General features: G+C 34.1%; 19 protein-coding genes. 11 read left to right on the forward strand and 8 right to left on the reverse strand.

Annotated features, from left to right (window positions below; all coding sequences use genetic code 11):
* Window positions 1-11: 11 nt before the first annotated feature.
* The 3 genes from H6589_02865 (at window position 12) to H6589_02875 (ending at window position 5,213) form a co-directional block, all read left to right on the forward strand.
* Window positions 12-2,477 (forward strand): PIG-L family deacetylase, encoded by a 2,466-nt coding sequence (locus H6589_02865; GenBank protein ID MCB9173523.1) that lies wholly within the window; start codon window positions 12-14, stop codon window positions 2,475-2,477.
* Window positions 2,478-2,661: 184 nt separating this feature from the next.
* Window positions 2,662-3,276, forward strand: coding sequence for a transposase (locus H6589_02870; GenBank protein ID MCB9173524.1), 615 nt, complete (start codon window positions 2,662-2,664; stop codon window positions 3,274-3,276).
* Window positions 3,277-3,494: 218 nt separating this feature from the next.
* Window positions 3,495-5,213, forward strand: a complete 1,719-nt coding sequence (locus H6589_02875) for a sodium:solute symporter (GenBank protein MCB9173525.1) — start codon at window positions 3,495-3,497, stop codon at window positions 5,211-5,213.
* Between the two features lie 151 nt (window positions 5,214-5,364).
* On the opposite strand, the gene H6589_02880 is transcribed toward H6589_02875, so the two are convergent.
* From H6589_02880 to pruA, 3 genes are all read right to left on the reverse strand, one after another.
* Complete coding sequence (locus tag H6589_02880; protein MCB9173526.1) at window positions 5,365-6,000, reverse strand: hypothetical protein; 636 nt, start codon at window positions 5,998-6,000, stop codon at window positions 5,365-5,367.
* Between the two features lie 252 nt (window positions 6,001-6,252).
* Window positions 6,253-8,271, reverse strand: coding sequence for a von Willebrand factor type A domain-containing protein (locus H6589_02885; GenBank protein ID MCB9173527.1), 2,019 nt, complete (start codon window positions 8,269-8,271; stop codon window positions 6,253-6,255).
* A 196-nt stretch (window positions 8,272-8,467) separates the two neighbouring features.
* Entirely contained in the window at window positions 8,468-10,093 is a 1,626-nt protein-coding gene (pruA, locus tag H6589_02890; GenBank protein ID MCB9173528.1) for an L-glutamate gamma-semialdehyde dehydrogenase, read from the reverse strand.
* A 224-nt stretch (window positions 10,094-10,317) separates the two neighbouring features.
* On the opposite strand from pruA, the gene gcvT reads away from it, so the two are divergent.
* From gcvT to H6589_02905, 3 genes are all read left to right on the forward strand, one after another.
* The gene (gene gcvT / locus H6589_02895) at window positions 10,318-11,418 is read left to right on the forward strand and encodes a glycine cleavage system aminomethyltransferase GcvT (protein ID MCB9173529.1); all 1,101 of its coding nucleotides are present in this window, start codon (window positions 10,318-10,320) and stop codon (window positions 11,416-11,418) included.
* Window positions 11,419-11,425: 7 nt separating this feature from the next.
* A complete protein-coding gene (locus H6589_02900; protein MCB9173530.1) occupies window positions 11,426-12,163 on the forward strand; it encodes a 2-phosphosulfolactate phosphatase in 738 nt (245 codons plus the stop codon).
* Between the two features lie 84 nt (window positions 12,164-12,247).
* Window positions 12,248-13,246 carry a zinc dependent phospholipase C family protein gene (locus tag H6589_02905; protein MCB9173531.1) on the forward strand — a complete coding sequence of 333 codons (999 nt, stop codon included), beginning with the start codon at window positions 12,248-12,250 and terminating at the stop codon, window positions 13,244-13,246.
* 113 nt (window positions 13,247-13,359) lie between these two features.
* Here H6589_02905 and H6589_02910 read toward each other — a convergent pair whose 3' ends face one another.
* Window positions 13,360-13,863, reverse strand: coding sequence for an FKBP-type peptidyl-prolyl cis-trans isomerase (locus H6589_02910; GenBank protein MCB9173532.1), 504 nt, complete (start codon window positions 13,861-13,863; stop codon window positions 13,360-13,362).
* Window positions 13,864-13,951: 88 nt separating this feature from the next.
* On the opposite strand from H6589_02910, the gene H6589_02915 reads away from it, so the two are divergent.
* Entirely contained in the window at window positions 13,952-14,785 is an 834-nt protein-coding gene (locus H6589_02915) for a hypothetical protein (protein MCB9173533.1), read from the forward strand.
* A gap of 114 nt (window positions 14,786-14,899) precedes the next feature.
* On the opposite strand, the gene H6589_02920 is transcribed toward H6589_02915, so the two are convergent.
* Complete coding sequence (locus tag H6589_02920; protein ID MCB9173534.1) at window positions 14,900-15,508, reverse strand: thioredoxin family protein; 609 nt, start codon at window positions 15,506-15,508, stop codon at window positions 14,900-14,902.
* A gap of 69 nt (window positions 15,509-15,577) precedes the next feature.
* On the opposite strand from H6589_02920, the gene mnmD reads away from it, so the two are divergent.
* The 4 genes from mnmD to H6589_02940 are packed head-to-tail and all read left to right on the forward strand — an operon-like array spanning window position 15,578 to window position 18,856.
* Window positions 15,578-16,300 carry a tRNA (5-methylaminomethyl-2-thiouridine)(34)-methyltransferase MnmD gene (mnmD, locus tag H6589_02925; GenBank protein ID MCB9173535.1) on the forward strand — a complete coding sequence of 241 codons (723 nt, stop codon included), beginning with the start codon at window positions 15,578-15,580 and terminating at the stop codon, window positions 16,298-16,300.
* Window positions 16,297-16,788: a YkgJ family cysteine cluster protein gene (locus H6589_02930; GenBank protein ID MCB9173536.1), complete on the forward strand. Its 492-nt coding sequence runs from the start codon at window positions 16,297-16,299 to the stop codon at window positions 16,786-16,788. Before mnmD ends, H6589_02930 begins: the two co-directional genes overlap by 4 nt.
* 57 nt (window positions 16,789-16,845) lie before the next feature.
* Window positions 16,846-17,934 (forward strand): GDP-mannose 4,6-dehydratase, encoded by a 1,089-nt coding sequence (gene gmd, locus H6589_02935; protein MCB9173537.1) that lies wholly within the window; start codon window positions 16,846-16,848, stop codon window positions 17,932-17,934.
* Complete coding sequence (locus H6589_02940) at window positions 17,927-18,856, forward strand: GDP-L-fucose synthase (GenBank protein ID MCB9173538.1); 930 nt, start codon at window positions 17,927-17,929, stop codon at window positions 18,854-18,856. The genes gmd and H6589_02940 overlap by 8 nt, the downstream gene beginning before the upstream one ends.
* A gap of 178 nt (window positions 18,857-19,034) precedes the next feature.
* Here the strand turns inward: H6589_02940 and H6589_02945 are convergent, their stop codons facing one another.
* From H6589_02945 to H6589_02955, 3 genes are read right to left on the reverse strand one after another with little or no spacing between them, the layout of a single operon-like run.
* A complete protein-coding gene (locus H6589_02945; GenBank protein ID MCB9173539.1) occupies window positions 19,035-19,790 on the reverse strand; it encodes a glycosyltransferase in 756 nt (251 codons plus the stop codon).
* Window positions 19,791-20,894, reverse strand: a complete 1,104-nt coding sequence (locus H6589_02950; protein ID MCB9173540.1) for an acyltransferase — start codon at window positions 20,892-20,894, stop codon at window positions 19,791-19,793.
* A 23-nt stretch (window positions 20,895-20,917) separates the two neighbouring features.
* Complete coding sequence (locus H6589_02955; protein ID MCB9173541.1) at window positions 20,918-22,639, reverse strand: carbamoyltransferase; 1,722 nt, start codon at window positions 22,637-22,639, stop codon at window positions 20,918-20,920.
* Window positions 22,640-22,676 lie beyond the last annotated feature (37 nt).

Raw genomic sequence — 22,676 nt, forward strand, 5'->3', positions numbered from 1 at the left:
TTTTGAATACTATGCGAAAACTTATTATTCTACCCTTATTATTGATAGCTTGTTTTGTTCAAGCTCAAATGCCACATCAAGAGTCGTCGGCAGAAATTTTTCAAAAAATAAAAAAGTTAGATGTACTGGGTAATGTACTATATTTGGCGGCTCATCCAGACGATGAAAATACTCGTTTTATAGCTTATTGTGCGAACGAGAAATTGTACAACACAGCATATTTATCCCTAACTAGAGGCGATGGTGGACAAAATTTAATTGGTACAGAAATTCGTGAGCAATTGGGTATAATAAGAACTCAAGAATTGTTAGCTGCTCGAAGAACAGATGGAGGTCAACAATTTTTTACGCGAGCAAATGATTTTGGATATTCGAAAGATGCTGAAGAAACCCTTGAGATTTGGGACAAAGAAAAAGTGTTGAGCGATGTGGTTTGGACCATTCGTAAGTTTAAACCCGATGTAATTGTTTGTCGGTTTCCACCTGATGGGAGAGGAGGTCATGGACATCACACTTCTTCAGCCCTGTTGGGGATAGAAGCTTTTGAAATGGCTGCCGATAAAACCAAGTTCCCAGAGCAATTACAATATGTAGATACTTGGCAAGCCAAACGTATTGTGATGAATACAGGACGTTGGTGGAATGATAAGATTTCAGCAAACGATTCGGGAGTAGTTGCTGAAAACATTGGAGTTTATAACAAAGTGTTGGGAACATCTTATAATGAGTTGGCTGCACGCAGCAGAACCATGCACAAAAGTCAAGGTTTTGGTTCTACGGGTACTCGTGGCGAAATGGAAGAATACTTCGAGCATTTAAAAGGACAACAAGCCGAAAAATCTCTTTTTGAAGGTGTTGATGGTTCTTGGAATAGAGTGGCGGATAGTAAAACCGTTCAAACCTTGGTTAAAGATATTATTAATACCTACAACATTGCTAAACCTGAAAATAGTATTACAAAACTGATACAACTCAAAACAGCCTTATTGAAACTAAAAGATGATTTTTGGAGAAAGAAAAAACTCCACGAAATTGATGCTCTGGTAAAAGCTTGTGCAGGTTTGTATCTAGAAGCTACAGCAAAATCGTATTCAGCAATAAATGGCGATTCGGTTGAGGTTGAATTTGAGTTGATTTCGAGAAGTTTTAATGACTTGAAATTGAAACGTATTGTTAATGCTCAAAATCTTGAAATTGAAGAATTTAATTTGCCTCTGACAATAAATAAGGTAACTACCTTTAAGAGAAAAATTTATATCAAAAATTTTCCAATCAGTCAGCCGTATTGGTTGGTTAAAGAAGGAACATTGGGAACCTATACAGTGGATGACCAATTAATGATTGGTGTTCCTGAAAATTATCCAGCACTATTTTTTAGTGCCGATTTTGAAATTGATGGATTGGAATTGAACTACTCACTGCCAGTAGTGTATAAAAAAAACGACCCAGTTAAAGGCGAAACTTACAGGCCGTTTGTAATTACTCCACCAGCGTTTTTAAACATCGAAAAACCAGTTTACGTGTTCTCTTCTTATTTCGAAAAAGAAATTGAAGTGGTGATTAAATCTCAAAAAGATGACGCAGTTGGAGAGGTGAAATTTACTGCTCCAAAAGGGTGGACGGTTACTCCTTCAACAATGAAAATAAACTTGCCGAAAAACGAATCAGAGCAACGCATTAAAATTAAAGTTGCACCAACAAAAGGAGCAGAGCAAGGTGAGTTAAAAGCCAGCATTAGTATTGATGGTGTGTCTTATTCAAATGCACTTAAAACCATTGAATACGACCATATTCCTACGCAAGTGTATATGCCCGAAGCCAAATCACAATTGAGTTTTATTCCGATTGAAAAAACAGGAAATAAAATAGGATACATTGCCGGTGCTGGCGATGTTGTTCCTGATGCTTTGCGTGAAATAGGTTATGAAGTGGTAGAACTAAACGAAAGCGATTTGTTGCCAGAAAAGCTAAAATATTACCAAGCCATTATTTTTGGAATTAGAGCATTAAACACCATTGATAGAGTTGATTTTTACATGAAACCCTTGTTGGAGTACTGCAAAAATGGAGGTAACTTGATTGTACAATACAATACTGCTCATGCCTTAAAAACAAGCAATTTCTCTCCTTATCCATTAAAATTGGGTAGAGATAGAGTAACTGACGAAACTGCTGAGGTTCGTTTTTTATTGCCGAATCATTCAGTGTTAAACTCTCCCAATAAAATAACCGCTACTGATTTTGAAAATTGGACACAGGAACGTGGCTTGTATTTTCCATCAGAATGGGATGAAAACTACCAAGCCATTTTTAGCATGAACGATAAAGGTGAAGAACCCAAAAACAGTTCGTTGTTGGTAGCAAAATACGGTAAAGGAAATTACGTGTATTCGGGCATTTCGTTTTTCCGACAATTGCCTGAAGGCGTTCCGGGAGCATATCGTTTGTTGGTAAACTTAATTAGCTTAAAACAGTAGTTTTAATCTCTCTTCTAAAGTTTCAAACTTTAGAAGAGATGAAATAAGTAGTAGAAATAACTTGTCTAAAGTTTTAAACTTTTGACAAGTTAATTAGGTAAAAAGAACAGAGAGTATCTAGAACTTATCTAAAGTTTTAAACTTTAGATAAGTTTTGTTAAATAATTAGTTAGTTTAATTAATAATGGAAACAGGAAAATATTACCATATTTACAATAGAGCTAATGGTTTTGAAAACTTGTTTATGAATGAGGGTAATTATGATTTTTTTCTTAGCAAAATAGACTTGTACCTATCGCCTATATTAAATGTTTATGCATATTGTTTAATGCCGAATCATTTTCATTTGTTGGTCAAAATAAAGTCCGAAGAAGGATTAAAACAGTTTATTAATAACGAAGATCAAAGCTCTTCAAGGTTTCAAACGTGGGAAATGTTTATTCAATACTTCATATCAAAACAATTTGCTAATTTATTTAGTAGTTATACTCAATCATTTAATAAACAACAAAATAGAACAGGAAGCCTATTTCAGAAAGGTTTTAAACATAAAGAGATTGTTTCAGAAGAATACTTAAAAGAACTCATTCTGTATATTCATTGCAATCCTGTTCATCATGGTTTTGTAGAAGATTTTAGCCAATGGGAAAATTCATCTTATTCAAAATTTTTAGATTTAGCGAGTCAAACTGCTGTAGAAAAAGAAGTCATTAATTATTTTGGAGATATGGTTAATTTTCAAGCCTGTCATCAGGATAAAAATGAATTTAATTTGATTAAAAATTTGGTGATAGAATAATTAGATATAATCCAATAACTCTTCTAAAGTTTAAAACTTTAGAAGAGTTGATGAAAGAAAAGACATAGATTAACCTTGTCTAAAGTTTTAAACTTTAGACAAGGTAAAGTATAGAGAAAAATGGACGAAGAAAACAACTGGAATAGATGGTACATAGCTTTAATTACAACCCTATGCGTGTTGGTGGCATTGTTTTACATTTTTACTAAACACTATTCATGAGCAGTATAGATTGGATAGTATTGTTGGGTACGCTTATTTTTATTGTGGCATACGGTGCATGGAAAACCCGTGGAAGCAAAAATTTAGAAAGCTACCTCAAAGGTGATAACGATGCCAAATGGTGGGGAATAGGAATTTCCATTATGGCTACACAAGCCAGTGCCATTACTTTTTTATCTACACCTGGGCAAGCTTATACCGACGGTATGCGGTTTATCCAGTTTTACTTTGGGTTGCCCATTGCCATGATTATTTTATCGGTAACCTTTATTCCCATTTACTACAAGTTAAAGGTATTTACTGCTTATGAATTTTTAGAAAAACGTTTCGATTTAAAAACCAGAACCTTGGCAGCATTGCTGTTTTTAGTGCAGCGTGGTTTAGCTGCAGGCATCACCATTTATGCTCCAGCCATTATTTTGTCGTCATTGCTGGGTTGGAACTTGGCTGCTACTAATATTTTTATTGGTTTGTTGGTAATTGTTTACACCGTTTCGGGTGGGACAAAAGCCGTTACACAAACCCAAAAACAGCAAATGGCAGTAATGATGGGAGGAATGGTATTAGCCGGAATAATGGTCATATCCATGTTGCCTGCCAATGTTGGTTTTAATGATGCCTTGCACATTGCTGGTAAAATGGGCAAGTTAAACGTGGTAAATTTCGATTTCGATTTAAACGACCGTTACAATTTCTGGTCGGGGATTACGGCTGCCTTGTTTTTGTTTATGAGTTATTTTGGTACCGACCAATCTCAAGTACAACGTTATCTTTCGGGTAAATCTATTGCCGAAAGTCGTTTGGGTTTAATCATGAACGGCTTATTAAAAGTACCCATGCAGTTTATCATTTTGTTTATTGGGGTTATGGTGTTTGTGTTTTATCAGTTTAACCAACCGCCCATCTTTTTTAATCAGGTAGAAAAACAAAAGGTAGAACAATCGGTATATGCAAATGAAATGAAAACCCTTGAAGCTGAATATACGGTAGTGTTTAACGAGAAAAAACAAGAACTCACGAATTTGGTAGCTGCGGTAAAAACCGACGACCAAGCCAAATTAGCCACAGCTAAAACCAATGCCTTAGCATTACAAACCAAAACCAACCAACTACGAGAAGAAGCCAAAGAGCTGATTAAAAAAGCCAGCCCGACAGCCGAAACCAACGACAAGGACTATATTTTTATGACTTACGTAATGGATTATTTACCTGTTGGTATGGTGGGTTTGTTGTTTGCTGTAATGTTTTCGGCTGCCATGTCTTCTACCTCTTCCGAGTTAAATGCCCTAGCTTCTACTACTACCATTGATTTATACAAACGTTCGATTAATAAGAGTGGAACCGATTTACACTATTTAAAATCATCCAAATGGTTTACGTTTTTGTGGGGGCTACTGGCTATTTTGTTTGCAACATCTGCCTCGTTGTTTGAGAATTTAATACAAGCTGTAAACTATTTGGGCTCTATTTTTTATGGTACTATTTTAGGAATTTTTGTTGTTGCATTTTATATAAAGAAAATTCAATCCAATGCTGTTTTTATTGCAGCCATTTTAGCTGAATGCTCGGTAATATTTATAGATATATTAAATCGTTTCGATATTGCTCCTAACTTTTTAACCATGGGTTACTTGTGGTACAATGTGGTAGGGTGCATGTTGGTAGTGTTGTTTGGTTATGTGTTGGAAATTGGGTTTGGGAGAAAGAAGGCTTAACGGTCGGCGGTATGGCCAGTATGGGTTTGCGGGCGATTTGTTATAAAGGTACACGAAAAGTTGAAGCGGGCTACAACCCTTCGCAAACCTCTGAAACCCTTATTGGCTATACCGCTTGTTGGGCGTTCGTTGTTTATTTTCAATTCATTAGTCATTCAAATTTCTTATAATTCTCATTCCAATATTTCTCAATAAAACTCCATTTATCACCGAATTCAGGAATGAATTTTAAATAAGGTAATTTTTCTATCAATTTACCATTGCTTTCATTATTGCCAATCACCTTATAAGTCTCTATTCTCTGCGGATTTTCGTTTACTTCAAAATCACAACCTTGTCCGTAAATATGTCCAAGTTGAACTGTTTTAAAATCAACAATCTTAAACAAATCGCTTACCCAATTCATATCGGCGCAACCAGCTCTGTGATATGAATAATATAAATCAGGTTGATTTTTTAATTGAATTGCATCAGGATATTTTGAAAATCCTTCAATACTCTTAAATCTTTCTGTTTTCTGGTCAAAAAGGTATAAAAAGTAAATGCTATTGTTTCCCATGTAGGTCAGCATTATATCTGGATTATTATCCTTATTGAAATCAGGAAATTCAATATTTGCCAGTCTACCACTTTCAATTGTATCAATTGAGATTTTCTCTGAATCACGAAATACTGTCATAGTAACATAATCGTCATTGATGTCAGAAGTCAGAATTTGATAAGCCTTGTTATTGATTACTAATGCAGTATCAAAACTATGATTCTGAGCAAACGTATTTATTGTCAAAATAATCGAAAGTAATATGAGCAAATGTATTTTCATGTTTCTGTCTATGTTCTGGGGTTTTTTACAATGACGCTCAAGATGCGGATAAGCGCAAGTCCACATGTAAATATTTGTTGTGGTTTGTAATTATTTGTAAGTAGTTGTTTTCGGATAAATGTACAAAAAATAGAAAAGCCAAACAATGTGTTTGGCTTTGGAAAAAAATAAAATGTTTAGGTAGAATACTATCTACCTAAACATTAGAGAGCATTTTTATTTTATCAATTCAGCCATTTCAACCATTCTAATAAATTCTGCTCTATATCCATTATTATCATCACCTTTTGATGCCTTTGCTAAAGTGATAATGCTATCGTAAGTAACATTTCCTTTATATTTAGAGTTACGTAACAACATACCAAATTGGGCTACTGCAATTGAAAATTGACAATCTTTATTCGCTTCTGACAATTTAGTGTTGTTGTTAAAGAGTACTTTACTAACTAATTCAGACTTGTCTTCTTTAGGTTTTTTATACCTAAATTTTATCGTCAATACTTCTTCTTGGTAAGTATTGGTGACATTGGCTTCATCTGTATTTTGGTATTTTAACTCATCAATATTTGTTAATTGTTCTTTAGAATCTTTTGGTACAATTTCGTAAAGCGCAGTTACGGTATGTCCAGAACCCAATTCTCCAGCATCTTTTTTATCATCATTAAAATCTTCATCGTTTAATTTTCGATTTTCGTAACCAATTAAACGGTACGATTTAACGAAAGCAGGATTAAATTCGATTTGTATTTTCACATCTTTAGCTATAGTCAATAAGGTACCTCCTAATTCGGTAACCAATACTTTTTTAGCTTCTAATGCATTATCGATGTAATTGTAGTTACCATTTCCTTTGTTTGCTAATTGCTCCATTTTAGAGTCTTTTAGGTTGCCAGTTCCAAAGCCCAACACACTTAAAAAGATATTGTCGTTTCTTTTTTCTTCAATCAAAGAAATTAATGCTCTATCATCAGAAACACCAACATTAAAATCGCCATCGGTAGCCAAAATCACACGATTGTTACCATCTTTAATATAATGATCTTTAGCAATTTGATAAGCTAAATTTATTCCAGCACCACCTGCGGTAGAGCCGCCTGCACTTAGTTGGTCTATCACATCTTTAATCACATCTTTTTTATTTCCTTTAGTTGATGGTAGTACAACTCCAGCAGCACCTGCATAAACTACTATAGAAACTCTATCTTGGTCACGTAATTGGTCAATTAATAAATTCAATCCAGACTTTAACAGAGGGAGTTTATCTGGAGAATTCATAGAGCCAGAAACATCGATTAAAAAGACTAAGTTGTTAGCAGGTGAGTCTTTCATATCTACTTCAACACCTTTTAATCCAATGTGAACCAATTTGTGTTCAGTGTTCCAAGGGCAATCAGTATATTCAGTAGTAATTGAAAATACTTCGTTATTTTCTGGAGCAGTATAATTATAATTAAAATAATTAATCATTTCTTCAATTCGTACTGCATCGGTAGGAGGTAATGAGCCTTGGTTAATGTATCGTCGAATGTTGGTGTAAGAAGCTCTATCTACATCAATACTAAAAGTTGATAATGGGTTTTTACGCACATTTTGGTAACTATTTTCAATAAATTGTCCATACGATTCATTGTTTTCTGATTCACGATAAACGGATATGGAACTGGGTTTATTTGCAGAACCTCGAACTCTAATTCCATCAATGTATGTGTCGGTTCCTGAAGATCTTGATCCTCGAATATTGTAATTGTTTACAACGGTAACCCCACCAATTGTATTTGCAACTGAAGAGGCTGAACGACCAGGCATTGTCTTGATGTCTTCTCTTGTAACAGTCCCTCCAGATGAAGTTTGGTCTTTACTGATTAATGGAACCTCGTAAGATATCATTTCAAATTCTTTGAGGTCTATCCCTTGTTGCATTTTTACATCCACAAATGTGATTTTATTTGCTGAAACAATAATGTTATTGATACGGGTTGGTTGGTATCCAACATAATCACATTCAAGAATGTAAGTGCCAGGATCGATGGTGCTTATGGCATATTTTCCATCTAAGTCTGACATAGTTGCTGCAATTTTACTGTTATTGGATGAAAATAAAGTAACATTAGCAAAAGGTAATGATTCTCCATTGCTTTTGTCTACAACTTGTCCTTTAATTGTTCCAGTCTGCCCTTGTGTTGTTAGACTAAACACATATAGTAGGGTCAGGGTGATAATGACGATCTTTTTCATAGTATTAAGGTTTATTAGGTTAATAAGGGAAGTGCTCGAGTCTTCATTTTAAGATATATACTTTTTAACCTTTAAAAATGTTGTAAGAAAAACCAAAAAAGTGAGATCCATTTTTTTAACGGTTATTAAACCGATTGTTTTGTGCAAAAAAAAGCCCCAACATTTCTGCTGGAGCTTTTTTTAGTTTAAATATGTTTTATCCCAAAAATGGGTAACGGTAATCGGTTGGTGGTACAAAGGTTTCTTTAATGGTACGAGAGTTAACCCAACGCATTAAGTTTTGTGGTGCACCAGCTTTATCGTTAGTACCTGAGGCTCTTGCGCCTCCAAATGGTTGTTGCCCCACCACAGCTCCAGTAGGTTTATCGTTTATGTAAAAATTACCCGCAGCATTTTCTAACAAACGAGTAGCTGTATTAATGGCAGCACGGTCTTTACTAAAAATAGCACCAGTTAAGGCATATTCCGATGAGTTGTCTAACATTTCAAGTGCTTCTTCGTATTTATCAGCATCGTAAACATAAACGGTTAAAAATGGTCCAAAAATTTCTTCACACATGGTTCTAAACAACGGGTTGGTTGTTTTTACTACTGTTGGGGTAATAAAATACCCTTTGCTTTTGTCGTATGTTCCACCGCAAACAAAATCGGCATCATCACGAGATTTTACCAATTCGATGTAGTTGGCAATTTTATCAAAACTTTTCTCATCAATAACCGCATTAATAAAGTTACTAAAATCTTCTGGCGAACCCATTTTAAACGATTCCACATCTTTTTTAACCAACGCCAATACTTCATCAGCAATGTTTGAAGGTAAATATACTCTCGATGCAGCCGAACATTTTTGTCCTTGATACTCGAAAGCTCCTCTTACCATTCCTGTGGCTACTTCTCTAGCATCGGCCGATTTATGAGCAATAATAAAATCTTTACCACCTGTTTCTCCAACAATTCTCGGGTAACCTTTGTACAATTCTAAATTGCTACCAATAGTTTTCCACAACTGGTTAAATACGCCAGTAGAACCTGTAAAGTGAACACCTGCAAAATAGGGGCTTTTAAAAATAGTATCAGCAATTACTGAACTGTTTACGTGTACAATGTTAATTACTCCATCAGGTAAACCAGCTTCCTTAAACAAGTCCATAATTACATGAGCTGAGTATATTTGAGTGTTTGATGGTTTCCAAACTACCACATTACCCATTAATGCTGGGGCAGCACAAAGGTTGGCAGCAATAGAAGTAAAGTTAAATGGAGTTATCGCAAATACAAAACCTTCTAAAGGTCGGTATTCCATTCTGTTCCAAATGCCTGGAGCCGATTCTGGTTGTCCAGCATAAATTTCGGTCATAAACTCTACGTTGAATCTGAAGAAATCAATCATTTCGCACGCAGCATCAATTTCAGCTTGAAAAGCATTTTTACTTTGGCAAAGCATGGTTGCAGCATTCATTCTTGCACGGAACGGACCAGCTAATAATTCAGCAGCTTTTAAAAAGATGGCTGCACGGTCTTGCCAAGGTGTGTTTGCCCATGATTTACGAGCTTCCATTGCAGCATTAATAGCCTGGTTAACGTGGTCGGCAGTTCCTTGGTGGTAGTTACCAAGGTTATGAGCAGTTTCGTGCGGAGGGTGCATGCTCACTGTATTACCTGTTCTTATTTCTTTTCCACCAATAACCATTGGTAAATCAGCTTGCTGTCCTTTTAATTCAGCCAACTTAGCTTGTAATTCTTTTCTTTCCGGACTACCCGGAGCATAAGGTTTTACGGGTTCGTTAACTGCTTTTGGTACGTTAAAAAATGCGTTTGCCATGTTCAACTATATTTTTTGTGAATGTTAAAATTTAAGGAGCAAAATTACAAAATCTAGTGCCAAGTAACAACCCGTAAATGTGAATAGTTGTTAGTAATCCCTAATTACTAAGTGTCTGCCATTATTACTTAATGATAGGTACGGTAGCAATCTAAAAACTTTTAACTTTTAACGTTCCACTTTTAACTTTAAATAAATACATTTGTTTGATAAAATTGATAAAGATGGAAGTACTAGAATTAAAAGACATTGCCCTTAAACAAAAACACATTGATTTAGGTGCAAAAATGGTTTCGTTTGCAGGATTTAATATGCCCTTGCAATACACTGGTTTAATTGATGAGCATTTAAATGTAAGAAACAATGTAGGCATTTTTGATGTGTCGCACATGGGTGAGTTTATGGTTAAAGGAGAAGGTTCTTTGGATTTGATTCAACGAATTACGAGTAATGATGCATCGAAATTAGTGCCTGGAAAAGTTCAGTACTCTTGTTTTCCAAACAACGAAGGTGGTATAGTTGACGATTTGTTGGTGTATATGTTGGGTGAGAATAACTATATGTTGGTAGTTAATGGAGCAAACATTGATAAGGATTGGGATTGGGTGGTAAAACACAACATTGGTGGCGTGGATATTAAAAACATTTCTGATAGTATTTCTTTATTAGCTATACAAGGACCAAATGCTAAAAAAATGCTGCAACCGTTAACGAACATGGATTTAGAAATGACCTATTACACCGTTCAAAAAGGAATTTTTGCTGGAGTTGATAATGTTATAGTTTCTTCAACAGGTTACACAGGTGCTGGTGGTTACGAAATATACTTTAACAACAACGATGCAGAAACCATTTGGAATGCCGTAATGAAGGCAGGTGAAGCAGTGGGTTGTAAAATGGCAGGATTGGCGTGTAGAGATACGCTTCGTTTAGAAATGGGTTTCTGTCTGTATGGTAACGATATCAACGATACAACTTCTCCTATTGAAGCAGGTTTAGGTTGGATAACTAAATTTACGAAAGATTTTGTGAATTCTGAATATTTAAAAAATCAAAAAGAAATAGGCGTTTTAAAGAAACTGGTTGGTTTTGAGTTGTTGGATAGAGGTATTCCTCGTCACGATTACGAAATTGTTGATGCCGATGGTAACAACATTGGTATAGTAACATCTGGAACACAATCACCATCGCTAAACAAACCAATTGGAATGGGTTATGTAAAAACTGAGTTTTCTAAAGTAGATAGCGAAATTTATATCCTTATTCGTGATAAACGAATTAAGGCAAAAGTGGTTAGCATGCCTTTCTATAAAGGAAGCAATTAGTTGTAAGATGGGAGAGGAGTCGTCAGGGTTTTCGAACACGGTTGAAGTTTGTTTTTCGCCGGTATTGTTTCCTGTTTATTTTCAAGATAAAAATACTGTAGTTGTTGTAATTGATGTGTTTAGAGCTACCACGGCAATTTGTTCTGCCATTGATAATGGCGTTGAAGCAGTTATTCCTGTTGCTACCATGGAAGAAGCTATCGATTACAAACAAAAAGGTTATATTGTTGGTGCAGAACGTTCGGCGGAGGTTGTAGAGGGTTTTGATTTTGGTAATTCTCCTTTGTTTTTTAAAAGCGGTAAGTTTAAAGGTGAAACCATTGTATTAACTACTACAAACGGAACAAAAGCTATTGAAATGGCTAAAGAAGCTGCGGAAGTAGTGATTGGCTCGTTTAGTAATTTAGATGCTGTTGCAGAGTATGTAGAGCGTTTAGATAAAAACGTGATTTTATTATGTGCTGGTTGGAAGGATAGGTTTAACTTAGAAGATACCTTGTTTGCAGGTGCTTTGGCTCAAAAATTAGCTGAAAATTTACGTTTTACAGATTTGGCAGATTCTGCTCAAGCTTCGATTAAATTGTACGATGCTGCAAAGGCTGATATGTATGGATTTCTTGGAGAATCTTCGCACAGAAAAAGATTGAGTAGATTAAACTTAGAAGAGGATATTATTTATTGCTTAAAACTTAATAAATCGACAAGTGTACCAATCTTAAAAAATGGTAAAATTGTTAAAGCATAATTAGTTATTGGTTTCTTGTTAATAGTTAATAGTGTTTAATTAACGAATAACAATTAATAAACAACCATCATACAAACCAACAAAATGAACTTGGTATATAAATATTTTATCGGACTAGTCATTTTTATTGGTTTGGCTTATTTTGCTCAGCCGAGCATGTATTCGTGGGGCTTTTTTGGGCATAAAAAAATAAACCGAATGGCGGTGTTTACCTTGCCACCAGAAATGATAGGTTTTTATAAAAAGAATATCGAATACATTACCGAACATGCAGTAGACCCTGATAAAAGAAGGTATTCTACCGAAGGAGAAGCTCAACGCCATTACATAGATATTGACCATTACGTGCACAGTGGGGAAGACCCTTTTGAAATTGTGCCAAAACAATGGACTAAAGCGGTAGAAAAGTTTACAGAAGATACATTGCAAGCCTACGGAATTGTTCCTTGGCATGTTAACATAATGGTGATGCGTTTAACCAAAGCATTTGAAGAAAAAAACGTGGATAAAATCTTGCGACTTTCTGCAGATTTGGGCCATTACATTGGCGATTCGCATGTGCCGTTACATACTACCGAAAATTACAACGGGCAATTGACCAACCAAAAAGGAATTCATGGTTTTTGGGAATCGCGGTTACCTGAATTAAAATCAAAAGATTATGATTTTTTTGTAGGAAGAGCAGTTTATGTTGAAAATATTTTAAATGATGAATGGGAGACGGTAAAACAAAGTTTTGCGGCTAAAGATTCTGTTTTGGAGTTTGAACAAAAGCTAAACGATGAATTTCCATCAGATAGAAAATATGCATTTGAAAATAGAGGAACGGTTGTAATGAAAACCTACTCGGAAGAATATTCTAACGCTTATCACAACATGTTAAATGGTATGGTAGAGCGTAGATTAACACAATCGATTATTAAGGTAGGTAGCTATTGGTATACGGCATGGGTTAATGCAGGACAACCAAATTTAAACGAATTAATGGAAAAGAAGCCAACTCAAGAATTAATTAAAGAAGATGAAGAGTTGAATAAATTGTTTGAAACCAATAAGATAAAAGGTAGAGAACACGAAAATTAGTCTTCAATCCTCAAATCACAATCGACAATATAAATAATAAAAAAAATGCTTTTTCAATATTGAAAAAGCATTTTTTTTATCTTGCAGACAGCATTTTGTAAACTGTCATCTAATTAGTGGTGATGTCCGCCTTCACCATGAACATGTCCATGATCAATTTCTTCAGCAGTAGCAGCTCTTGAAGCTACAACAGTACCAGTAAAATGTAAATCTTGGTCAGCCAATGGGTGATTAACATCCATTGTAACGGTAGTTTCATTAATTTTTACAACAGTAGCAGGTACAACATGTCCATTTTGATCTTGTAATGGCAACATATTACCAACAAAAAGTTCGTCAATTAATTTACCATCTTGTTTAAACATATCTTGTGGTAACTCAATAATAGCATCGTCAGTTTTAGAACCATAAGCGTTTTCAGCTTTAATACCAAAAGAAAAAGTATCGCCAACATTTAAGTTTACGATGTTGTTTTCAAAATCTGGTATCATTTGACCCATACCTGTTAAGAATGTTAGTGGAGTTTTACCAACCGTTGTTTCAATCATTTCTCCTTCAGCAGTATCCTTATGCAAGTTGTAATCTACTGAAATCGCTTTGTGTTTCGTTTCAATCATTTTTTTAAATTTTTTTGGCAAAAGTACCATAATTATATTGAAAAGGTTGGTTTCTTAACTTATCTTTACGAGATTAAAGTGTTTAGTTATGAAATTAATAGCTGATAGTGGTTCAACAAAAACTGATTGGAGATTGGTTAGTTCTGATGGTAAAAACCAATCCTTTCAAACCATAGGCTTTAATCCCTATCACATTAGTAATGAAGAAATTTTAGCTGAATTAAACAAGTCGGATTTAAAAAGCATCAAACACGATGTGCATGAAGTTATTTTTTATGGCTCAGGTTGTTCTTCACCATCCAAAAGCAATGAAATAAAAAAGGCTTTACAACAATTTTTTAATCGAGCCAGCATTGCTGTAAGTCATGATTTGCTTGCTGCTGCTAGGGCATTGTGTGGACATGAAAAAGGTATGGTTGCAATTTTAGGAACTGGCTCAAATACGTGTTTGTTTGATGGCGAAAACATAACGGCTAATGTTTCGGCTTTAGGGTATATTTTAGGTGACGAAGGTAGTGGGGCTTACATCGGAAAAACTTTTATTCAAGCATTGCTTAACAAAGAACTTTCGCAAGAAATAGAAGATAAATTTAAACTACAATACAAATTAGCACTGACTGACATTTTGGATGCGGTTTACAAAAAGCCACTTCCAAATCGGTTTTTAGCACAATTTGCCAAATTTGTTTATGAGAATAAACACAAACCAGAAATTTCAACTCTAATTGACGAATGTTTTAGGCCTTTTTTTGAAAAACACATTTGCAAATACGATAATCACCAACAGTATCCATTAAATATTGTTGGAAGTGTAGGGTATGTGTTTAAGCAGGAAATCGAAAAAATAGCTAAAAATTATAGTGTCAAAATAGGAAAGGTTATTAAACAACCTATTGAGGAGTTGGTGAAATTCCATTCTTAGAGACGCACGATTGTGCGTCTAATGTTTTAAAGCACGATTCTGTGTCTAAGTATATTAGAGCATGATTGTATTTTTTTGAGACGGATAATCATCCGTCTCTACGTCTGAATTTGCTCAAAAGCATTCTTTTTTTAACCAACCTTTCATTAATAAAAGCATTTCTTTCTGTAAGGTTTGTCCTTTATCTTTGGTGTACCAAACCTGAAACTGTTCTTTTAAAGCACTCATTTCCATTGTAGGATTGGCTTTTTCCTTTTTTAGCCAATCTTGTAAAAATTGAGGGCGAGGACCCCAAGTACCTAATTCATTTAAGTTTTCATCTAAACATATCAATTTAGGAATGGATTTACCTCCATTGGTAAGATATTGATTCATTAATTCGGGGTTCTCATCTCTTAAAATTACTCTAACAGTAATGTTTGGATTTACTTCTGCCATTATTTGCATTACAGGTACATTTTGAGCAGCATCACCACACCAACTTTCTGCAATAACCAACCACGTAATTTTTTCATTAAAGCAAGCTAAAGTTTCGGTTATTTCTGGAATGGCATCGGTTGTCTTTAAAATTCTTTTTATTCTCGAAAAATTCAATTTGGTATAATCTATCATCGCTTGCGATTGGTCATCTCCTGTTGTTCCGCCTTCGTTAGCTAGTTTTTCTACCAATTCATAATATTCGTTAAACGAAATACTTCTGTCAATATCTTTCTTTGTTACCATAATAAATTAATTTTGTGTAAAGATACACATATATAAATAACTATATATGATTTTTATCATAAAATATTCATGTACCATCTTGAACTTAAAATAACAGGCGATAATTCGCACACTTTGTTGGTTAAAGAATTGAATGAAACCTATCATTCAACCAAAGGGGCAATTAACGAAGCCTTACATGTTTTTATACAAAAAGGACTAACCGATTATTTGGCAATAAACAATTGTAATGAAATTGAGGTGTTTGAGGTTGGTTTTGGAACAGGATTAAATGCACATTTAACTCAATTGTTTGCAAACGAGAATCAAGTAAAAATAAATTATACGAGTGTTGAAACTCATCCATTAAATATAGAGTTGATTAAACAATTAAATTATACCGATTTAATTTGCTCGGATAAAGAAATATATTTGAATTTACACGAAGTTGAGTGGGGTAAATCAGTTAAAATTGATGATTATTTTAGTTTAACTAAACTTCATGATGAGTTGAAAAATATTCATGAAAAAGAGAAGTTTGATGTCATTTTTTTTGATGCTTTCGCACCAGATATTCAACCAGAAATGTGGTCGAAATCTATTTTTGAACAAATGTATAAATCACTAAAACAAGGAGGAGTATTAGTTACCTATTGTGCTAAAGGTGTAGTTAAACGTACCATTAAAGAGTTGGGTTTTAAATTAGAAACCTTGGCGGGTCCTCCAGGTAAAAGAGAAATGATTAGGAGTTGGAAGTGGGAAGACAGAAGATGGGAGTCAGAAATAACCATTAACAAGCAACTAGTAAGATGAATAACGAACTAAAGCAAAAACTTGAATTTGCCGAAAAAAATAAAACGGATATTTTAAAAGTAGCTAACAAGTTAAAAAAATCGAAACCAAAAAGCTTGGATGACACTACTCATCGGGCACACGATTTGGCTTTTAAAAAAATTGACTGCTTAGATTGTGCCAATTGTTGTAAAACTACCAGTCCCACATTTTATGAACGAGATATTGATAGAATTGCCAAACACTTAAAAGTTCGCCCATCGCAGGTAATAGAAAAATATTTACATAAAGATGAAGTAGGAGATTATGTGTTAAATGTTGCTCCTTGTCCGTTTTTAGATTATGAAAATTATTGCACCATTTATGAAAGTCGACCAACTGCTTGTCGCGAATATCCTCATACCAACCGAAAACGTTTTTATCAAATATTAGATATTTCAGTAAAAAACACTGAAATTTGTCCAGCAGTTGCCGATGTTTTTGAACAACTAAAAAAGGTTTACAGCTAACTTTTTATATAAACGCTTTTTAATATTTCTTCGTATTATTGTAACAAACTAAAACAGATGAGTAAAATAGCATTAATTACAGGTGTAACGGGACAGGATGGAGCTTATTTAGCTGAGCTTTTATTAGACAAAGGATATGAAGTTCATGGAATAAAAAGAAGAAGTTCGTTGTTTAATACAGACAGAATTGACCATTTGTATCAAGATTTGCACGAAAAAAATGTAAAATTCAAGTTGCATTATGGAGATATGACCGATTCTACCAATTTGATTAGAATTGTTCAACAAGTTCAACCAGATGAAATTTACAATTTAGCGGCGATGTCGCATGTTCAAGTGTCGTTTGAAACACCTGAATATACTGCAAATGCTGATGGAACTGGAGCTTTACGTTTGTTAGAAGCTATTCGAATTTTAGGATTAGAAAAAAAGACTCGCTTTTATCAAGCATCAACATCTGAATTGTACGGTAAAGTAATGGAAGTCCCACAATCGGAGACAACTCCTTTTTATCCTCGTAGCCCTTACGCTGTGGCTAAGTTGTATGCTTTTTGGATAGTTAAAAATTACCGTGAAGCTTATGGAATGTATGCTTGTAACGGTATTTTGTTTAATCACGAAAGTCCGCTTAGAGGAGAAACTTTTGTTACTCGAAAAATAACCCGAGGTGTTGCTAAAATTAAATTAGGCTTACAAAAAACGATATATCTTGGTAATATTGATGCTAAACGTGATTGGGGTCATGCAAAAGATTACGTGGAAGGAATGTGGAGAATGTTGCAGCAAGATGTAGCCGATGATTATGTGTTAGCAACAGGAGTTACAACAACAGTTAGAGATTTTATCAACATGTCGTTTAAAGAAGTGGGCATTGAAGTTGAGTGGAGTGGAGAAGGAGTAAACGAACAAGGAAAGAATAAAACTACAGGTGACGTAATTGTTGCAATCGACCCAAAATATTTTAGACCAACTGAAGTAGATTTATTAATTGGAGACCCGTCTAAAGCACAACGTGAATTGGGTTGGAAACATACACATGATTTAGAAAGTTTGTGTAAAGACATGGTTCAGGCAGATTTAGCCTTGTTTAAACGCGATCAATACCTTAAAGCTGGCGGACACGATATTTTAAATCAACATGAATAAAACAGACAAAATATACATTGCCGGACATAGAGGTATGGTTGGTTCTGCTATTGAGCGTAAGCTTAAAAAGGAAGGTTATACCAATATTATTACTAGAACTTCTAAAGAATTAGATTTACGTAATCAACAAGCGGTAAACGATTTTTTTGCTACCGAAAAACCTGATTATGTGTTTATGAGTGCTGCAAAAGTTGGGGGTATTTTAGCCAATAACATTTATCGTGCAGAGTTTATTTATGATAACTTGATGATTGAATTGAATGTTGTTCATGCAGCACATGTAAATAAAGTAAAAAAAATGTTGTTTTTAGGTTCGTCGTGTATTTATCCTAAAATGGCTCCACAACCTATAAAAGAAGAGTATTTATTAACGGGTGTTTTAGAACAAACCAACGAGCCTTATGCTATTGCAAAAATTGCTGGTATTAAGTTGTGTGAATCGTACAGAAGACAATATGGCGATAATTTTATTTCGGTAATGCCAACCAATTTATATGGACCAAACGATAATTACGACCCAGAAAGTTCGCATTTGTTTGCATCTTTTATCCGTAAATTTATTTTAGCTCAACGCAACAACCAAAGTACCATTGAAATTTGGGGAGATGGTTCGCCAATGCGTGAATTTTTGCATGTTGATGATATGGCAGACGCTTGTTATTTTTTGATGCAGAATTACGAAGGTGAAGAAATTTTTAATATTGGAACAGGAACAGATGTTACGGTGTTGGAATTAGCCAATTTAATGAAAGAAGTTACAGGGTTTAAAGGCGAATACAAGTTTGATGCTTCGAAACCAAATGGCACACCTCGTAAGTTAATGGATGTATCTAAACTAGCAAAAGTAGGTTGGAAAAGTAAAATTTCCTTAAAAGAAGGTATTCAACTGGTTTTTGATGAAATGAAGAATAAGGAGTTTTAGTCTTAATTTATTTGTCATTCTGAACGATGTTTTATTGAAACTTCAGTTTCAAAATAAAACAAAGTGATGAATCTTATAACTTAAAAAGAAGATGTTTCGACAAGCTCAACATGACAAAAAGGATAATACCGATTTTTCTGGGTTTCTTACCTCCAATCGGGCTTCGTAAGGAAAGCGGTTACTTCTTAACAAACTGTAATATTTTTGATAAAGGCTTAAAAATAAGCGTAAAAGCAGTTGGTTTTAATCCGTTTACTTCCCAAGCTCTTCGGTCTTCTTTGTTGGCTTTAATACGGTTGCTTAAACTAGCGTTGCTAACACCTCCAACCCTCATTTTAACTACTACACGAGGTAAATAAGCAATACTGGTTTTGAAACGGTGTATAAAGCGCAGCATAATTTCGTAATCGGCAGCCGATTTAAATTGTAAATCGAACAATCCATGTTTTTGATAAACCTCCTTTTTTACAAAAAATGTGGGGTGAGGTGGCATCCAACCTTTTAAAAACAATCCATCTTTGTATTTTTTCGATTTCCAATAACGTACAATTTTGTTCGTTTCAACAGCATCAACATAATACAAATCGCCATAAAGGGTATCCGTTTTTTCTTTTTCGAAAGTGGCTACCACATCAGCAATCACATTATTATCAATGTAAAAATCGTCGGAGTTGAGGTTAGCAATAATGTCACCAGTAGCTAAACCAATCCCTTTATTAATGGCATCATAAATTCCCTTATCTTTTTCGCAAATTATGGTAGTAATTTGGTTTTTGTATTTGTTTATAATTTCTAAGGTATTATCGGTTGAAACACCATCAATAACAATATACTCAATGTTATCGTAAGCTTGGTTTACAACCGATTGTATAGTGTCTTCAATAGTTTTTGCACTATTGTAACAAACCGTTATGATAGATACTTTGGGCTTCATTTAATTGGCAGAACTTTTAGATGCTATTTTCATGTAATTGGATTTTCTTTTCAAGAAAAATTGTTCGAAGTAATTGAAAGATAAAGTTGCCAAGCCAAAAGTACAAGTAATCATTAAACTATAAACCAATATATAATCAACAGTTGAATTGGTAGGTTGGTAATGAAATACTTCAGTTAGAAGATAAGAAAGAATAACCAAGGTAAACATATGATAAACATATATGCCATAAGAGATTTTCCCTATAAAATCAAATAGTTTATTTTCTAATTTAATAATGCTTTTAGGGTTGGTGCTTACATTCAAAATAATAAATAAATAAAATAAAGCATGAATTTCTTTATCAATAATTGGTAGTAATCCTAAAGGTTTATAGATAATAGAAACAATTAATACAGACCAAGAAACTATTTGAGTAAAGGGAAGGTAAATATAGTGTAATAGCTTACTTTTTGAAAAGTATAAGTAAGCACCAATTCCACCTAAAGCCATACAATCGAAACGAGAGATACTAATAATAGTGTATAATTTTGGGTGAATAAAATTACTTGCTACTTTAAAGATTAAGTAAACAATTATTACTCCAATTAGTGTTTTTAAAATATTTTTTGATTTGTTGACTAAAAAGGGCCAGAAGGCATAAAATTGCTCTTCTACTCCAACAGACCATAGTGGTCTGATCGCCAAAGTTCCAATTCCTAATCCATACCCTATATTTGAAGCTAATAATGTGTATAAAAGAAAGCTTTCTACAACCTCACCTTGAGAAAAATTAATAAGTGATGGGTTTATAAAAAATAAGATAAACGTAGCAAAAATAACAAGATAATAAATAGGCCAGATTCTTAATATTCTTCGAATATAAAACTTGGGAAGATTAATTTTTTTGAACGTTTCTTTTTCATGCATCATCAAATAAGTAATTAAAAAACCACTTAAAACAAAAAATAATACAACTCCATATCCAGCCATACCAGTATTTCCATATCCTAATGGTTTTAAATCAAAAGCAGAAATAAAAATATCAATATGAAATATTAAAACAATTACAGCAGCAATAGCTCTAATTCCATTCAGACCAGGAAGATATATTTGTTTTTTCATACTTTAGTAGGTTGTATTTACAACTACTTTCTTGAAACCACACAATTCTCCAACACCAACATGTCCATATCGGTTCTTAAGTAGCAGGCTAATGCTTCTTTTGGTGTGTTTACAATGGGTTCGTTTTCGTTAAACGAAGTGTTTAATAGAATTGGAGTACCTGTTTTTTGTCTGAATTTCTCAATCAAATCGTAGTATCTATCGCCTTTTTCAACAGTTTGTAAACGACCAGTTCCATCAACGTGAGTTACAGCAGGTATTTCGGCATGTTTTTCTTTTCTAATTGGATAAACCTTTTCCATAAAAGGAACTTTGTCGGTTTTCTCAAAATATTCAGCAACGTACTCCTCTAAAATTGATGGAGCAAAAGGTCTAAAGCTTTCTCTACGTTTTATTTTAGAGTTTAGCAATTCTTTAGCATCAGTTCTTCTTGGGTCAACAATAATAGAACGATGACCTAAAGCTCTCGGTCCAAACTCCGCTCTACCTTGAAACCATCCAATTACCTTACCAGCAACCAATGCATCTGAAACTAAATCCAATAGTTCATCATTGTTGTATCTAGTGTATTCTACTTTTTCAGCTTTTAAACAAGCTTCAATATCCTCATTACTCGATTTAGAGCCTGTGTAAGCATTATAAATAGCAAGTAATCTGTCGTTTTCTAAAATATGATTGTATAGCCATAAAGCAGAGCCTAATGCTGTTCCAGCATCATGTCCAGCTGAAGGGATATACACATTTTTAAAAGTAGTACGTTCTAAAATTTTACCATTGGCAACAGAGTTTTGAGCAACTCCACCAGCAATGCAAATGTTTTCTAGCCCCGTTCTTTTTTGTAAATGGTTTAAAATATGAAAAATTAACTCTTCTGTAACTCGCTGAACTGAAGTTGCAATGTCTTTGTGTTTTTGAGTCAATTCGTCACCACTTTTACGAGCTGGACCCAATAAATTTTCTAATTCTTTAGAAAAAATAGATTCAATGTGAGGGTCACCATTTTCCCAACTCATACTCACACCTTCTTTGGCATGAGTAAAGTATTTGGTATTTAACTCAAACAATCCATTGTCTTTAAAAATAATGATTTTCTTTAATTCATCAACATATTTAGGTTCACCATAAGGAGCTAATCCCATAACTTTATACTCATCACCATAATGTGGAAAACCCAAATATTGAGTTAATGAAGTATAAAATATTCCAGCAGAGTGAGGATAAATAACAGAATCTAAAACATCAATTTTTTTTCCTTTTCCAGTAGCAATCATGGTGGAAGTAAAATCTCCAAAACCATCAATGGAAAGTATGGCTGATTCATCAAAAGGAGAGGCAAAAAAGGCACTAGCTAAGTGACTTCTATGGTGTTCAATGTTTTTTACTTCAGCTTTAATTTGTTCTTCAGTAACATTGAAAATTTTTGAAAGTTCTCCTTTAACGCTTACTACTTTTTTTGAGTTAGCAAGTCTATCTTTTAAAGCTTTTACTGAAACCAAGTTTTTTGCAGCATGTACAATCTTTTTATGCAAATTGGCTGATGGGTCGCGCGAAATAGTAATATAATCTACTTGAGTAATGTCAATATTAGCTTCTCCTAAACAAAATTTAATGGCTTCTGATGGAAATCCTGCCCAATGCTTAATTCTTCTAAATCTTTCCTCTTCAGATGCAGCAATAACATTTCCATCCTTTAAAATACAGGCTGATGAATCTCCGTGATATGCATTAATTCCTAATATATACATGTTAAAATCTTTGTTTTGGCTAAGTTATGAATTCAAA

The organism is Flavobacteriales bacterium, assembly GCA_020635795.1.
In the GTDB taxonomy this organism is placed as follows: Bacteria; Bacteroidota; Bacteroidia; order Flavobacteriales_E; family Vicingaceae; genus Vicingus.